The organism is Agrococcus sp. ProA11, from assembly GCF_039880525.1.
Classification (GTDB): Bacteria; Actinomycetota; Actinomycetes; order Actinomycetales; family Microbacteriaceae; genus Agrococcus; species Agrococcus chionoecetis.
Genome location: NZ_CP156989.1, coordinates 2,571,749 through 2,585,075 on the forward strand (window position 1 = coordinate 2,571,749; position 13,327 = coordinate 2,585,075).

Consider the following 13,327-nt stretch of genomic DNA (forward strand, 5'->3'; position numbering starts at 1 on the left):
TCGTCATTGAGCGGTTCGGCGACTGCCGTGTCCACACCTTACGACGTTGACTGTTAACAGTCAACGCTCGGTCGGCGCGGCGCGCCGAGGGCGCTGCTGCCGGCGCGCGGCGCGCGGCAGAAGGGACCGATTCAGCGCGACTCGATGGCGGTGCGCATGCGCGCGTGCGATCCCTCGAGGTGCCGCGCGAGCGCTCGCTTCGCGGCCGCCACATCCCCCGAGCGCATGGTGTCGAGCAGGCGTCGGTGATCCTCCGCGGCCTCCGTCAGATCGCTGTCCTGATGGATGGTGACGTCCAGGAGCGCTTCGAACGTCGGCCGATACTGCTGCCAGGCGCCGAGCAGTCTGGGATGCTCGGCCAAGTCGTAGATGCGGGAGTGGAACTCGAGATCGGCGGCGAGGAACCCCTCCGCATCGCTGCGACGAGCGCACTCGAGCATCGCCTCAGCAGCGCGCTCCGAGCCTTTCCACGGCTCCTCATCGACGACCCGCATGGCGCGCTCGAGCGCAAGCCCCTCGAGGGCACCGCGCAGGCTGTACAGCTGCTCCACGTCGTCGAGCGTGAGGCCGATGACGAACACTCCGGCGGGCTTCCGCACCTCGACCAGCCGCTCGAAGCTCAGCTGCGTGAATGCGTCGCGCACCGGGCCCCTGCTCACCGCGAACTCCTCCGCGACCGCCTCCTCGACCAGCCGCGCCCCCGGCAGCAGCTCGCCGCGCACGATGCGCTGCCTGAGCACATCAGCGACCTGGCGCCCGAGACTGCGCGGGCGGTGCAGCTGCACTTCCGACATCATGACCTCCCGCTGTCAACCGTAGACATTGTGGGTCGAAGTCGGCCCGAGCGCCAACCCGGCGCGGCGGTGGCGCCCCGGTCAGGGCAGCGGGACGCTCGGATCCGCCTCTGCGGCGCGCGGGCGCTCCCACGGCGCTGCGATCGGGAAGTAGGCCTCGAGGAACTCGGTGACCGCGTGCGTGCGCTGCTCGGTGGAGAGCTCGGGATTGCTGCCGTCGTTGAGGCAGAACATGTCCTGGTCGCGCTTGCGCAACAGCCGATCCATCGCGGGCAGGGCGGCGCGCAGCGTCGTCTCGATGTACTGCACCCTGGCGTCGGTCTGCTGCACGGCACGGCCGGTCATGAGCGCGTAGTAGTGATAGAGCGAGTTGGTGACCGAGATGTCGGTGGCCGACCGGAAGCGCGACGCGGCGGTGCGCCGGAAGTCCTCAGGGAACGTCGCCTCGAGCTCCGCCAGCACGCTGCGCCGCAGCGGGGCCGCGCAGTGCTCCAGGTGGCGCGTGGTGACCGCGCCGAAGCGCTCGCGCAGCAGCCGCCGGTTGTAGCGGGCCGCGTTGTCGTGGCCGGAGCGCGCCGGATCGGTCTCGCCCAGCCCGATGCGGGTGGTGGCCTCGACGAACTTCGTGATGCCGCCGGGCGAGAAGAACATGTCGGGCCCCAGCGGCCTGCCGAAGAACATGTCGTCGTTGGAGTAGAGGAAGTGCTCGCTGAGCCCCTCGATGTGATGCAGCTGCGCCTCGACGGCATGCGAGTTGTGGGTCGGGAGCGTCGAGGTGTCGGCGAACATCGCCTCGGCCGGCACCAGGGTCACCCGCGGATGCTCGGCGAGCCAGCTCGGCGCCGGCGAATCCGTCGCGATGAAGATGCGCCGCACCCAGGGCGCGTACATGTGCACTGATCGCAGCGCGTACTTCAGCTCGTCGAGCTGGCGGTAGCGCGCCTCGGAGTCGTCGCCCTCGCCGACGACGTACGCCTGCATCTGCCTGGCACGCTCGCGCTGGTACTCGCTGCTGGAGCCGTCCACCCACGAGAACACCATGTCGATCTCGAAGGTGATGTCGCTCGCCAGCGGCTCCCACATGTGCTGGATGGTCTGCCACTCCCTGCCGAAGCGCACGACCGTCTCGCCCACCGCCTCGCTGCGCGGCATGGCCGCCCGCATCAGCGCGTTCGGCAGCGGAGCCACGAGCGTCTCCTCGCCGAAGCGCCACAGCTCCAGCTGCACCGCAGTGTCCGGCCCGTAGCGCAGCCGGCCCGCCGGCTCGACCCTCGGCCGGTAGACGCGCATCGCCGATGCCTTCTTGTGCCCAGCGAGCGCTCCGTCGGTGAGCAGCGCAGGGCCACGGCCCGCGACCCGCTCCGGCGCGATCGCCTCGGCGTAGAAGGGCTCGTCGGCGAAGGCCGCAGCCAGGGCCGCCGCGAGCTCCTTGCGGCGCGCGCGGTCGACCGCGATGATCGGGCGGCCGTCGTCGTGGCGCACGAGCAGGCACGGGATGCCCGCCGCATCGATCGCGGCGCCCAGCGCCAGCAGATCCTCGACCATCGACTCGCGCGGGCTCATGTGCCCGTTGCGCAGGGCGTAGCGACCCTTCCGCACCACGATGTCGGGCCGGTCGAAGCGATCGAAGCGACCGCCCGTCGGCACGAGCACCGGCTCCTCGACGTTCGCGACGCGGATGCCGGGCGGCTCTGCGCGCACTGCGGCGAATGCGCTGCGCTCGCCGTCGATGCCCTGCTCTCGAAGATCGCTCACGTCTTGCTCGGCTCCTGCCTGTGGGGTGCTGGTGTCGACTCATGCTATCCGCGCCGACCTGGGGCAGTCGGCGTCATCGCACGGGCTGCGGGTTGGGCCTGCGTACACGCCGCGTTCACGCCGCGGCCATCCGGCCGTGCTGGACTACCGTGCGAGCACGTGCCCGACATCGTGCACGGACCGAGCGATCGGATGGGATCAATCGTGAGCACCCGCGCGGCCGAGCATCCCCGGCCCGACCACTTCCTGCTCCACATCTCCGACACCCACCTGCTCGCTGGCGGCGGTCGCCTCTACGACCGCGTGCCGAGCGAGGAGCATCTGCGGCGGCTGTTCGCCGAGTTCGAGGGGTCCGGCGCGCGGCCGGACGCGATCGTCTTCACCGGCGATCTCGCCGACCGCGGGGAGCCCGACGCCTACCGGCGCCTGCGGGCGATCGTGGATCCGATCGCCGCCGAGCTGGGGGCGCGCGTCGTGTGGGTGATGGGCAACCACGACGAGCGCCGCGCCTTCCGCACCGGCCTGCTCGACGAGCCGGCATCCGATGCCCCCGTCGACGCGGTGACGGATGTCAACGGGCTCCGCATCATCACGCTCGACTCGACCGTGCGCGGCCACCACCACGGTCGCGTCAGCGCCGAGCAGTGCGACTGGCTGCGCGCGGTGCTCGCGACCCCGGCGCCGCACGGCACGATCCTGGCCATGCACCACCCGCCCGTGCCCAGCGTGCTCGACCTCGCCGTCAGCGTCGAGCTGCGCGATCAGGCCGACCTCGCCGACGCGCTCTTAGGCAGCGACGTGCGCGCCATCCTGGCCGGCCACCTGCACTACTCCTCCACCGCGACCTTCGCGGGCATCCCCGTCTCGGTCGCCTCCGCCACCTGCTACACGCAGGACCTCAATGTGCCGGTGGGCGGCACGCGCGGTCGCGACGGCGCTCGCGCGTTCAACCTCGTGCACGTCTACCCCAGCACGGTGCTGCACTCGGTCGTGCCGCTCGGGCAGTTCGCGGCGCTCGACTGGATCGACGCCGAGGAGTCCGCGCGTCGACTCGCGGACGCCCGGGTCGAGCTGCCGCCCCGCGCGCGCATCCCGGCGCAGCTGGTCGACGCGTAGCCGGGGGCGTCAGCCCAGACGGGCCTCGATGGTCACGCGATCGGTGACCTCGACCTGCACGTCGGTGACGCGCACGCCCGCCGGCAGCTCCGAGGCGAGGTCGAAGCGACGGCCCTCGAACTGCGCGATCCTGCCGCGCAGGGAGCCCAGCATCGCCGCGACGAGCGCGTTGCCGCTCTCCACCCGGATGTCGGAGAGCGTCACGCCCATGGCGTCGTCGATCACAGCGGTGGCGGCGCCCGTGACGTGCGCGCCCAGCAGCCCCTTGCGCACCTTCGCCTCGAATGTGAGGCGCAGCCGGTCCGGGCTCTCCTGCTCGACGTCGAGGTCGAGGCGCGAGACGCTGACGCCGCGATCGCGCAGCATCGCATCGGCCAGTCCGAGCACGGCCTTGCCCAGCTCGTCCTTGGGCACCGCGACGCGCGCTCGGCCGCGCAGCGGTTGGTCGGCGTCGGTCCGCGCGACCTCGACCGCCAGCTCCCCGTTGTCGGTCTCGACCCAGCGGAACGGCACGTCGGCGAGCTGGGCATCGAGGCGCACCTCGGCGCCGGAGATCACCATCGGGTCGCCGGTGACGCGCAGCTCGCGCATGACGGCATCCTCCGCCGACACGGGCGCGCCCTGCGGTTCGAGCCGGACGCGATCGCGGTCGTGCTCGCCCGCGAGCCGGAAGCCGGTCAGGTCCAGGTGCAGGTGCGCGACATCCGCGCCGTCGAGCTCGGCGTCGATCACCGACGTGCAAGCGACGCCGGCGGGCTCCGCCGCCACCACGAGGGTGCGGATGCGCTTCTCCAGCTGCGTGCCGGAGGTCGGTCTGGGGGCGTGCCCGAGCAGGATGCGTGCAACCACGCCGTCACCATACGCCGGATTCGCACGAAGTCCAGTCCGCGCGCGGCGTCCGCGCCGTCGCGCCCCTGGCGCGAGCGATGCGGCGCGCGTAGCCTCGCCGCCATGAGCCTCGTCGTGCACTTCGAGATCCATGCCAGTGAGCCGCAGCGGCTGATCGACTTCTACAGCGGACTGCTGGGCTGGAGGTTCACACGCTTCGGCGAGCTGGAGTACTGGTCGATCGACACCGGCAGCGGGGCGGTGCAGCAGGGCGCTGACGGCGAGCCGCAGCCCGGCATGGGCATCAACGGCGGTCTGACGCGGCGCCGCGGACCGGCACCGGCGGCGGGCGCGCCGGTCGTCGGCGCCAATCTGGTCGTCGGGGTCGACGACGTCGACGCGAGCTTCACCCGGGGGCTCGCGCTCGGCGGCGTCGAGGCGCTGGCGCCCCACGACATGCCGGGCGTCGGCCGCCTCGCCTACCTGCTCGATCCGGACGGCAACGTGTTCGGCATGGTCTCGCCGCAGCGCACCGACGGCACGACCGAGATCGACGCGGCGGATGTCGACCTGGAGCGACCCATGCACGGCGAGTCGCAGCCGCTCGACCCCATGCGCGTCACGCCAGAGCCCTGAGGCGATCCCGCCGACCCCTGGCGCCACCGGCGACCCGGTGCACCGGGTCGCCGAGGGCGGGCGGGGTCCGCGCAGGGCGGACGCCGGCGCCCTGCGCGACGGCCTGGTCTCGCGACGCCGGCCGGAAGGGCCGGCTCCTCGACCCGCTCGGGCGCCGGCGCTACGCGCCGACGGCCGAGCGGAACTCTCGGACGAGCATGTCCAGGTCGGCCTCGTCGATCACGATCGGCGGCGCAAGGCGCACGGTCTGGCCGTGGGTGTCCTTCGCGAGGATCCCGGCGTCCAGCAGGCGCATGCACACGTCGCGGGCGGTGCCGACGGCGGGATCGATGTCGATGCCGGCCCACAGGCCGACGCCGCGCACCGCGGTGACGCCGTGGCCGACGAGCTCCGAGAGCCCCGCGTGCAGCCGCTCGCCCAGCTCGCGGGCGCGCGCCTGCATGTCGCCCTCGGCGAGCATCCGCACCACCTCGAGGCCGACGGCCGCCGCGAGCGGATTGCCGCCGAAGGTGGAGCCGTGCGAGCCCGGGGTGAGCACGCCCAGCACATCCGCGTCCGCGACCACGGCCGAGACCGGCACCACGCCGCCGCCGAGCGCCTTGCCCAGCAGGTACATGTCGGGCACGACGCCCTCGTTGTCGCACTGGAACGTCGCGCCGGTGCGGCCGAGTCCCGACTGGATCTCGTCGGCGATGAAGAGCACCTGCTCGCGCGTCGTCAGCTCGCGCACGGCCTGCAGGTAGCCGGCGGGCGGCACGTTGATGCCGGCCTCGCCCTGGATCGGCTCGAGCAGCACGGCGGCAGTGTTGGGCGTGATCGCGGCCTCGAGGGCCGCGATGTCGCCGAACGGCACGCGCACGAACCCGGGCGTGAACGGGGCGTAGCCCTCGCGCGCATCCGGGTCGTCCGAGAAGGACACGATCGTCGTGGTGCGTCCGTGGAAGTTGCCCTCCATCACGACGATCTCCGCCTGGCCGGCGGGCACGCCCTTCACCTCGTAGGCCCAGCGGCGGGCGACCTTGATGCCCGACTCGACCGCCTCGGCGCCGGTGTTCATCGGCAGCACCATGTCCTTCTTCGCGAGCGCCGCGAGCGCCTCGACGAAGGGTCCGAGGGCGGCGGCGTGGAAGGCGCGGCTCGTGAGCGTGACGCGATCGAGCTGCGCGTGGGCGGCGTCGAGCAGTCGCCGGTTGCCGTGGCCGAAGTTCATCGACGAGTAGGCGGCGAGGCAGTCGAGGTAGCGGCGCCCGTCGACATCGGTGACCCAGGCGCCGGAGGCCTCCACGACCACCACGGGCAGCGGGTGGTAGTTGTGGGCGGCGTGCGCCTCCACCTGCGTGATCGCGGCCTGCGTCGCCGAGCTCACGGCATCCGTCATGTTGGTCATCGTCGCCTCCGTCGTCGTGGCCTCGGTGGGCAGGTCGTGCGTGGTGCTGCCGGTGCTCATCGTCGCAGTTCCAGCGTGCAGCACTTGATGCCACCGCCGCCCAGCAGCAGCTCCGACAGGTCGAGACCGGTGGTCTGGTAGCCGCGCTCGGCGAGCTGGCGCTCGAAGCCGGCGGCGCGCTCGGCGATGACCATGGTGCGGCCGTCGCCGAAGGAGTTGAGGCCCAGGACGGATGCGTCGGCCTCGTCGACGATGATCGCGTCGGGGTAGCGACGCTCGAGCGCCGAGCGGCTGGCCTCGTCGAAGGCGGTCGGGAGGTAGGCGATGTTGTCGTCGTCGAGGATCGCCATGGCGGTGTCGAGGTGGTAGAACCGCGGGTCGACCAGGCGCAGGCTCACGACCTCACGGTCGAAGATGCCGCGCAGCTCGTCGTGCGACTCGAGGCTGGTGCGGAAGCCGTGGCCGGCCAGGATCGCGCCCTGCGAGAGCAGCATGTCGCCCTCGCCCTCGTTGACGTGCACGGGCTCGTGCACCTGGAAGCCGTTCGCCGCGAACCACTCCATGTAGGCCGGGCCCTCGGGCATCCGCTCGGCGTAGGTGAACTTCGCGCCGTAGGCGTGGCCGTCGAGCGTGAAGCCGCCGTTCGCCGCGTAGACCATGTCGTCGAGGCCGTCGACCGGGTCGATGAGCTCGACGTCGTAGCCGAGCGCGACGTAGGCGTCGTGCAGCGTCTGCCACTGCTCGACCGCGCGCTCGGTGCTGGTGGGCTTCGACGGATCCATCCACGGGTTGATGGCGTAGCTCACCGTGAAGTGCTCGGGCCGGCACATGAGCACGGTCTTGTGCTTGGGCGTGCGGCCCTCGGTGGTCGCGGTCGAAGTCGTCGTCTGCTGCATGCTTCGATGGTTGCAACGAATCGACACAATTGCACGGGTTGAAACGCTAGTTTCTTGCGGATCGGCTGAATGCGTCGTAGATTCCTGCGTATGGACCGAATCGACCACGGCATCATCGACCAGTTGCGCCTGAATGCGCGGGCGGGCTACGCCGACATCGGCGCCGAGGTGGGGCTCTCAGCCTCCGCGGTGAAGCGCCGCATCGACCGGCTCATCGCCGACGGCGTCATCCGCGGCTTCACGGTGCAGATCGACCCCAAGGTCGAGGGGCTCGCGACTGAGGCATACGTCGAGCTCTTCTGTCGCGGCACCGTCTCACCGGCCGACCTCAAGCGGATGCTCTCCGGCGTGCCGGAAGTCATCGAGGCGAGCACGGTCACGGGCACCGCCGACGCGATCGTGATGATGCGTGCGCGCGACGTGATCGCCTTCGAGGAGGCGCTCGAGAAGGTGCGCGCCGCGGCGTCGGTGGATCACACGACCAGCGCCATCCTGCTCTCGAAGCTGATCAGCCGCCACGCCGGCTGACGGCGCGCCGGCCGCCGCCGACCGGTGCGCTTCCGCCCGAGCGGGGCTGGCGCGCCGGCACCGCTCGGGCGCAGCAGCACCGCTCGGGCGCAGCAGCACCGGCTAGCGGCGAGCCGCCAGCAGGTCGGGCAGGTGCACCTCGCCGTCGTAGGCGGCCCACACCAGCCAAGCCCACGGGCCGAGGGCGCGCGCCTGCTCGATCGACTCGAGGGGCACGTTGCCGGCCAGCTCCGCGAGCTCGATCCGCCACCGCTCCCGCACCGCCTCGTCGATCGGCACCTTGCGCGCGTAGCGGCGGGCGCGGGAGACGAGCTCGATCGCGAACTCCCGCCGAGCATGCTCCGCGGGCTTCAGCTCGACGCTCCGCTCGCGGCGTGGCGCGGCCCGCCAGGCGAGCACGGTGCCACCCACGACGGTGCCGGTCGCGCCGATCAGCCAGGTGAGCACGTTGCTGGCGCCGCCGGCCGCCATGAGGAGATCCCAGCGAACGGCGCTCAGCGCGGCCGCGGCGGCAGCGAACACGGCGCTGCTCAGCGCGAGTCCCAGCGCGGTGCCGCTGCGCGCCGACCTGGGCGTGAACGCGGCGGTCAGCACGAGCAGCGCTCCCGCCAGCAGCATGGCGGCCGGTGTGATCGCGAGGATGAGCGCGGGGTCCTGCGCGATCTGCAGCGGGATCAGCGGCACAGCACCGATCGTGGCGGCGACGGCCGCGACAGACAGCAGCGTCCACCACACCGTGATGAGCATCGCGGGGCGCGCCGCCGGTGTCGCCTCCGTCGTGCTCGGCTGCGGCGACTCCGCCGCCATCGAGGCGACAGCGCTCTCCTCACTCCAGTCCCCCGTGGCGAGCGAGCGCACGTACTCCCGCCGCTCCGTGTGGAGCCGCCGCACGCTGGCGACCCAGGAGGCGTGGGTCGGACCGATGGAGCGCAGCGCCGCCTGGGCGACGGCCATGACGTCACGGTCGTCCCCAGCGAGGTGCACCACGTGCCTCATCGGCTCGTGGGCCTCACCGAGCGGCGGCCACGCGGGAGCGCGCTCACGACCGCAGCCCGCGCGCAGGGGCTGCCGAGATGCCGGCTGGGGATCCGCATACCGTCGACGGTATCGAGCCCTAGCCTGAAGGCATGGGCATCATCACCGTGTCGGCGATCTGCTTCCAGCGTGAGGACGGCGCCGTGCTCACGGTGCGGAAGCGCGGCACGCACGCGTGGATGCTGCCGGGCGGCAAGCCAGAGGCCGGCGAGACGGCCGCCGAGTGCGCGGTGCGCGAGGTCTTCGAGGAGCTCGGGGTCGAGATCCCGCTCGACCGCATCGAGCCGATGGGCGAGTTCGAGACGCGCGCCGCCAACGAGGCGGGGTTCGCGCTGCACGCGAGCGTGTTCCGGACCCGCGAGCCGGTCGCGCCGATCGCGCAGGCCGAGATCGAGGCGGTGCGCTGGATCGACCCCGCGGCCGGCATCGATGACCAGTCGGAGGCGCCGCTCAACCGCGAGCTCGTCTTCCCGATGCTGCTCGCGGAGCGCACGCCGCGATAGCGCCCGACACGCGAGTAGTGCCCGAGACGCGAAGGGGGCCCGACCGATGCGGTCGGGCCCTCCTTGCAAAGCAGGACGGCACCGAAGTGCCGCGCATTGCCCCGTCCATGCAACGGGACTCCCTCTGCATCCCGGAGAAGAAACTCCGAAACCCTGTCAAGCCCGATTTCCCCTCGCGGGGCCCCAGCCGGGCTGTATCTCTACGGTAGGCGCGATTCCTGGGAGCCGTCGATGGGGAGAACTCCCCATTGCCTGAACGCGCGTGTCCCCCAGGCTGGATCCGCCCGCGCCTCGGCGATCGGCGTCAGTCGGCGCTGCGGGGTGAGCGCCAGGCGAGCATCCAGTCGCTGGCGATCTCGGTCGCCAGCGCCGGCGTGAGATTGAGCAGGCCGTTGCGCGCCGCGACGAGCGCGGGCATCCGCATGCGCGTGTTGACGCGCGCGACGCGCTCCGACAGGTGCATCATGCGCTGGGTGCGCTCCACGCGCGCGCGGTCGTAGCCAGCGAGCGCCTGCTCGAGCGGGTGATCCTCGAGCAGGATGCCGAGGGTCGCGGCATCCTCGAGGGTCGCATTGCCGCCCTGCCCGAGCGTCGGGAGCATCGCGTGAGCGGCATCACCCACGAGCACGACGCCCGGCCGGTGGTACGAGTCGAGGCGGGTCGCGAGCGAGAAGAGATCCCGGTGCGTGATGCTGCTGCTGCCGGTCGCGGCGATGTGGTCGCGCACCTCCGGGGCCCAATCGTCGAACTGCCGCACGGCGGCTTCGATCTCGTCATCGGCACGGCGTCCCATGCGCGCGAACGCCATGCCCCACCAGGAGATGCGGCCGCCGTCGATGGGCTCCATCCCGAACGCGGCGCCGCGCCCGAGGTACATCCGGGGTCCGGCGGGCGAATCCGCCTCGGCCTGGACGATGCCGAACCACGCCGTCGCACCGGAGTAGTCGGTGCGCGCCCTGCGCCAGAGCGCCGACCGCACCGCGGAGTCGATGCCGTCGGCACCCACGATCAGATCGGCCTCGAGCGTCTCGAAGCGCGACGACGCCAGTGACCGCACCTGCGCCCTGGTCGCGCGGGCCTCCGCCCTCCGGTCGATCGGGTCGTCGCCAGGCTCGAGCAGCCGGTGCAGTCGCCGGCCGAGCTTCGTGCCGCGCGCCCGATCCTTGCGGCGCTCGCGCTCCGACCGCGCATCGGAGGAGTCGGGATCCGCCGCGCCGTGCTCGATCGTGACGCTCGGCCGTCCGCGCTCGCCATCGCTGGCGCCCGCGACGCGCATCCCGGTCTCGATCTCGCGCTCGCCGCGCAGGATGTCGAGCAGCGTGGAGCGATGGATCGCGTGCACGACGCTCGAGTCGGCGTGCATCCCCTCCTGGAGCGGCGTGCCCTGGTCGGTGAAGACGCCCTCCGGCAGCGCGCGCACGGCCGCGCCGCGCACCGCGTCGCCCACGCCGAGCGCATCGAGCGCAGCCATGCCGTTGCTCGTGATCGAGACGCCCGCTCCGAGCGATCCGGGCTCCGGCGCGGCATCCAGCACCCGCACCTGCCAGCCGGCTGCCTCGAGCCCTCGGGCGGCGGCGAGGCCGCCGATTCCTGCTCCGACGATGATGGCGGTCTGCGTCATGAGACCGAGGCTAACGGCCGCGGCTGTGCTCGGCCAGCGAGGTCCGGAGCCCGCCTCAGTCGGCCGCCGGGGCGTCCCGCTCGCCGGCGCGCTGCGAGACGCGCCGATCCCACACCAGCCACTTGTCGTCGATCGCCTGCTCGATGTCGACGCCCGTCGCCTCCGCCAGCGCGAGCAGCATGCCGAGCGCGTCCGCAAGCTCCAGGCTGAAGCGTCGGTCGATCTCCTCCGGCGCGTGGCCCTTGTCGCGCTGCCTGCCGGTCTTGGCCAGGTAGGCCTGCACGAGCTCACCCACCTCCTCCTGCAGCTTCAGCACCAGCCAGTCGGTGCTGCGCTCGAACCCGTAGATGTCGGCGTAGCGGCGAGAGATCGCGTCGATCTGCTGGGCGGTGGCGCGGAGCTCCATGCGGCCAATGCTCGCACGCGGTAATAGATTCATCTCCATGGACTCCTCCTTCGACGATCTCCTCGCCCACAACAGGACGTTCGCCGAGTCCTTCGACCTGCAGGGGTTCGATGGCGTCGCGCGTGCGGGCGTCGCGATCGTCACCTGCATGGATTCGCGCCTGGATCCGCTCGGCATGGTCGGGCTGGTGCCGGGCGACGCGAAGATCCTGCGGAATCCGGGTGGTCGCGCGACCGAGCGCACCCTCGTGGCGCTGATCCTCGGCGTGCACCTGCTGGGCGTCGAGCGCGTGCTGATCGTGCAGCACACCCGCTGCGCCATGGCGTCGAAGTCGGAGCGCACCTTGCTCGCCGACATCTCGGCCTCCGCCGGCACCGACGCATCGTGGCTCGACCTGGGCGCGATCGAGCATCAGGAGCTCGCGATCATCGAGGATGTGCACCGGGTGCGCTCGCACCCGCTGATCGCAGACCGGGTCCGCGTCGGCGGCTTCCTCTACGACGTCGACACGGGGCTCATGCAGCAGGTCGCCTGAGCGCCCGCCACTCCCCCGCGTCCCGTCCGTCAACCGGGCTGCTGGCGCGGGAGGCGAGAATCCGGCGTCCCAGACCACAGGACCGGTTGAGCGACGGCAGGATGGGGCCATGAACCCGTTCGAGCGCGTCTCCCTCGCCGACCTGCAGCAGCGCAGCAGCATCAAGTGGCGCTTCTTCGAGCCCGACGTGCTGCCCTTGTGGGTGGCAGAGATGGACGTGATGCCGGCGGAGGCCGTGACCCGCGCCGTCACGGATGCGCTGGGTCGCGGCGACACCGGCTACCCGTTCGGCACCGGCTACGCAGAGGCGTTCGGTCGCTTCGCCGACGCCCGGTGGGGCGCGCAGCTGGAGGTGGCGCGCACCGCCCTCGTCTCCGACGTGATGATGGGCGTGTTCGAGCTGATCCGGATGCTCACGCCGCCCAGCGGCTCGGTGATCGTGACGAGTCCCGTCTACCCGCCCTTCCACGCCTACGCTGCGCACGCCGAGCGCGCGGTCGTCGAGGCGCCGCTGGGCGAGGATCTGCGGCTCGACCTCGCCGCGATCGAGGAGGCGTGCGCCCGCCTCGACGCCGCGGGCGCGGTGCTGCTGCTCTGCAACCCGCACAACCCCACCGGGACCGTGCACACCCGCGCGGAGCTCGAGGCCGTGGCGCGGATCGCCGACCGCCACGGCGCGCGCGTGATCGCGGACGAGGTGCACGCCCCGCTGCTGTTCGACGCCGACTTCACGCCCTACTGGAGCGTCGACCCGCGCGGCTTCTCGGTCACCAGCGCGTCCAAGGCCTGGAACCTCGCCGGCCTGCGCACCGCGCTCATCGTGGGCGGCGCGGAGACGGGCGAGGCCATCGGCGGCATCGCCGAGGTCGTCAGCCACGGCCCCTCCCACCTCGCCTCCATCGCCCACATCGCGGCATTCGACGACGGCCGCGCCTGGCTCGACGAAGTGCTCGACGGCCTGCGCGACAACCGCGCGCTGCTCGCCCGGCTGCTCGCCGAGCACGCGCCGACGATCCGCTGGCGACCGGGCGAGGCGACCTTCCTCGCGTGGCTCGACTGCCGCCATACCCGCGTCGCCGACCCCGCCTCACGCGCCGACGCCGGCTACCAGGGGCTCTCCGCCGGCCCTGCGAAGGCGTTCCTCGAGCAGGCGCGGGTCGGGCTCAACGCGGGCGAGGCCTTCGGCGCGGGCGGCGAGAACCACGTGCGGTTCAACCTGGGCACCAGGCCGGATGTCATCGAGGACGCCGTGCGCCGCATGGGCGCGATCGCCTGATCGCGCTGCCG

At 72.1% G+C, this 13,327-nt stretch carries 14 protein-coding genes; 6 read left to right on the plus strand and 8 right to left on the minus strand.

The annotated features are described in order from the left end of the window. Positions 1 to 131: 131 nt before the first annotated feature. Together ABG090_RS12280 and ABG090_RS12285 are read right to left on the minus strand one after the other, a co-directional pair. Entirely contained in the window at positions 132 to 797 is a 666-nt protein-coding gene (locus ABG090_RS12280) for a GntR family transcriptional regulator (protein ID WP_347754934.1), read from the minus strand. 78 nt (positions 798 to 875) lie between these two features. Next, on the minus strand, positions 876 to 2,447 hold the full coding sequence (locus ABG090_RS12285) for a stealth conserved region 3 domain-containing protein (RefSeq protein WP_347757613.1): 1,572 nt from the start codon (positions 2,445 to 2,447) through the stop codon (positions 876 to 878). A gap of 306 nt (positions 2,448 to 2,753) precedes the next feature. Between ABG090_RS12285 and ABG090_RS12290 the strand changes: the two genes are divergently transcribed. After that, entirely contained in the window at positions 2,754 to 3,665 is a 912-nt protein-coding gene (locus tag ABG090_RS12290) for a phosphodiesterase (RefSeq protein ID WP_347754937.1), read from the plus strand. Between the two features lie 9 nt (positions 3,666 to 3,674). On the opposite strand, the gene ABG090_RS12295 is transcribed toward ABG090_RS12290, so the two are convergent. Further along, positions 3,675 to 4,514, minus strand: coding sequence for a hypothetical protein (locus ABG090_RS12295; protein ID WP_347754939.1), 840 nt, complete (start codon positions 4,512 to 4,514; stop codon positions 3,675 to 3,677). A gap of 102 nt (positions 4,515 to 4,616) precedes the next feature. Here ABG090_RS12295 and ABG090_RS12300 point away from each other — a divergent pair, with 102 nt between their 5' ends. Then, entirely contained in the window at positions 4,617 to 5,129 is a 513-nt protein-coding gene (locus tag ABG090_RS12300) for a VOC family protein (RefSeq protein WP_347754942.1), read from the plus strand. A 160-nt stretch (positions 5,130 to 5,289) separates the two neighbouring features. Here the strand turns inward: ABG090_RS12300 and rocD are convergent, their stop codons facing one another. Both rocD and ddaH read right to left on the minus strand, forming a co-directional pair. Then, entirely contained in the window at positions 5,290 to 6,507 is a 1,218-nt protein-coding gene (gene rocD, locus ABG090_RS12305) for an ornithine--oxo-acid transaminase (protein ID WP_347757615.1), read from the minus strand. 65 nt (positions 6,508 to 6,572) lie between these two features. Beyond that, positions 6,573 to 7,412 carry a dimethylargininase gene (gene ddaH, locus ABG090_RS12310; RefSeq protein ID WP_347754945.1) on the minus strand — a complete coding sequence of 280 codons (840 nt, stop codon included), beginning with the start codon at positions 7,410 to 7,412 and terminating at the stop codon, positions 6,573 to 6,575. A 90-nt stretch (positions 7,413 to 7,502) separates the two neighbouring features. On the opposite strand from ddaH, the gene ABG090_RS12315 reads away from it, so the two are divergent. After that, on the plus strand, positions 7,503 to 7,940 hold the full coding sequence (locus tag ABG090_RS12315; protein ID WP_092917344.1) for an Lrp/AsnC family transcriptional regulator: 438 nt from the start codon (positions 7,503 to 7,505) through the stop codon (positions 7,938 to 7,940). Positions 7,941 to 8,042: 102 nt separating this feature from the next. On the opposite strand, the gene ABG090_RS12320 is transcribed toward ABG090_RS12315, so the two are convergent. Beyond that, positions 8,043 to 8,894 carry a hypothetical protein gene (locus tag ABG090_RS12320; protein ID WP_347754948.1) on the minus strand — a complete coding sequence of 284 codons (852 nt, stop codon included), beginning with the start codon at positions 8,892 to 8,894 and terminating at the stop codon, positions 8,043 to 8,045. A 173-nt stretch (positions 8,895 to 9,067) separates the two neighbouring features. Here ABG090_RS12320 and ABG090_RS12325 point away from each other — a divergent pair, with 173 nt between their 5' ends. Next, positions 9,068 to 9,478 carry an NUDIX domain-containing protein gene (locus tag ABG090_RS12325; RefSeq protein WP_347754951.1) on the plus strand — a complete coding sequence of 137 codons (411 nt, stop codon included), beginning with the start codon at positions 9,068 to 9,070 and terminating at the stop codon, positions 9,476 to 9,478. A gap of 304 nt (positions 9,479 to 9,782) precedes the next feature. Here the strand turns inward: ABG090_RS12325 and ABG090_RS12330 are convergent, their stop codons facing one another. Together ABG090_RS12330 and ABG090_RS12335 are read right to left on the minus strand one after the other, a co-directional pair. Beyond that, complete coding sequence (locus ABG090_RS12330; RefSeq protein ID WP_347754954.1) at positions 9,783 to 11,099, minus strand: FAD-dependent monooxygenase; 1,317 nt, start codon at positions 11,097 to 11,099, stop codon at positions 9,783 to 9,785. A gap of 55 nt (positions 11,100 to 11,154) precedes the next feature. Next, positions 11,155 to 11,505: a pyrophosphatase gene (locus tag ABG090_RS12335; RefSeq protein WP_347754956.1), complete on the minus strand. Its 351-nt coding sequence runs from the start codon at positions 11,503 to 11,505 to the stop codon at positions 11,155 to 11,157. Positions 11,506 to 11,542: 37 nt separating this feature from the next. Between ABG090_RS12335 and ABG090_RS12340 the strand changes: the two genes are divergently transcribed. Both ABG090_RS12340 and ABG090_RS12345 read left to right on the plus strand, forming a co-directional pair. Beyond that, positions 11,543 to 12,040, plus strand: coding sequence for a carbonic anhydrase (locus ABG090_RS12340; RefSeq protein WP_347754959.1), 498 nt, complete (start codon positions 11,543 to 11,545; stop codon positions 12,038 to 12,040). 109 nt (positions 12,041 to 12,149) lie between these two features. Continuing rightward, positions 12,150 to 13,316 carry an aminotransferase class I/II-fold pyridoxal phosphate-dependent enzyme gene (locus ABG090_RS12345; RefSeq protein WP_347754962.1) on the plus strand — a complete coding sequence of 389 codons (1,167 nt, stop codon included), beginning with the start codon at positions 12,150 to 12,152 and terminating at the stop codon, positions 13,314 to 13,316. Positions 13,317 to 13,327 lie beyond the last annotated feature (11 nt).

What these genes read in the sequence shown, in the direction of transcription:
- ABG090_RS12280 (WP_347754934.1), bottom strand. Translation starts at nt 797, where the DNA reads ATGATGTCGGAAGTGCAGCTGCACCGCCCGCGCAGTCTCGGGCGCCAG.
- ABG090_RS12300 (WP_347754942.1), top strand. Translation starts at nt 4,617, where the DNA reads ATGAGCCTCGTCGTGCACTTCGAGATCCATGCCAGTGAGCCGCAGCGG.
- rocD (WP_347757615.1), bottom strand. Translation starts at nt 6,507, where the DNA reads ATGACGGATGCCGTGAGCTCGGCGACGCAGGCCGCGATCACGCAGGTG.
- ddaH (WP_347754945.1), bottom strand. Translation starts at nt 7,412, where the DNA reads ATGCAGCAGACGACGACTTCGACCGCGACCACCGAGGGCCGCACGCCC.
- ABG090_RS12315 (WP_092917344.1), top strand. Translation starts at nt 7,503, where the DNA reads ATGGACCGAATCGACCACGGCATCATCGACCAGTTGCGCCTGAATGCG.
- ABG090_RS12320 (WP_347754948.1), bottom strand. Translation starts at nt 8,894, where the DNA reads ATGGCCGTCGCCCAGGCGGCGCTGCGCTCCATCGGTCCGACCCACGCC.
- ABG090_RS12325 (WP_347754951.1), top strand. Translation starts at nt 9,068, where the DNA reads ATGGGCATCATCACCGTGTCGGCGATCTGCTTCCAGCGTGAGGACGGC.
- ABG090_RS12330 (WP_347754954.1), bottom strand. Translation starts at nt 11,099, where the DNA reads ATGACGCAGACCGCCATCATCGTCGGAGCAGGAATCGGCGGCCTCGCC.
- ABG090_RS12335 (WP_347754956.1), bottom strand. Translation starts at nt 11,505, where the DNA reads ATGGAGCTCCGCGCCACCGCCCAGCAGATCGACGCGATCTCTCGCCGC.
- ABG090_RS12340 (WP_347754959.1), top strand. Translation starts at nt 11,543, where the DNA reads ATGGACTCCTCCTTCGACGATCTCCTCGCCCACAACAGGACGTTCGCC.
- ABG090_RS12345 (WP_347754962.1), top strand. Translation starts at nt 12,150, where the DNA reads ATGAACCCGTTCGAGCGCGTCTCCCTCGCCGACCTGCAGCAGCGCAGC.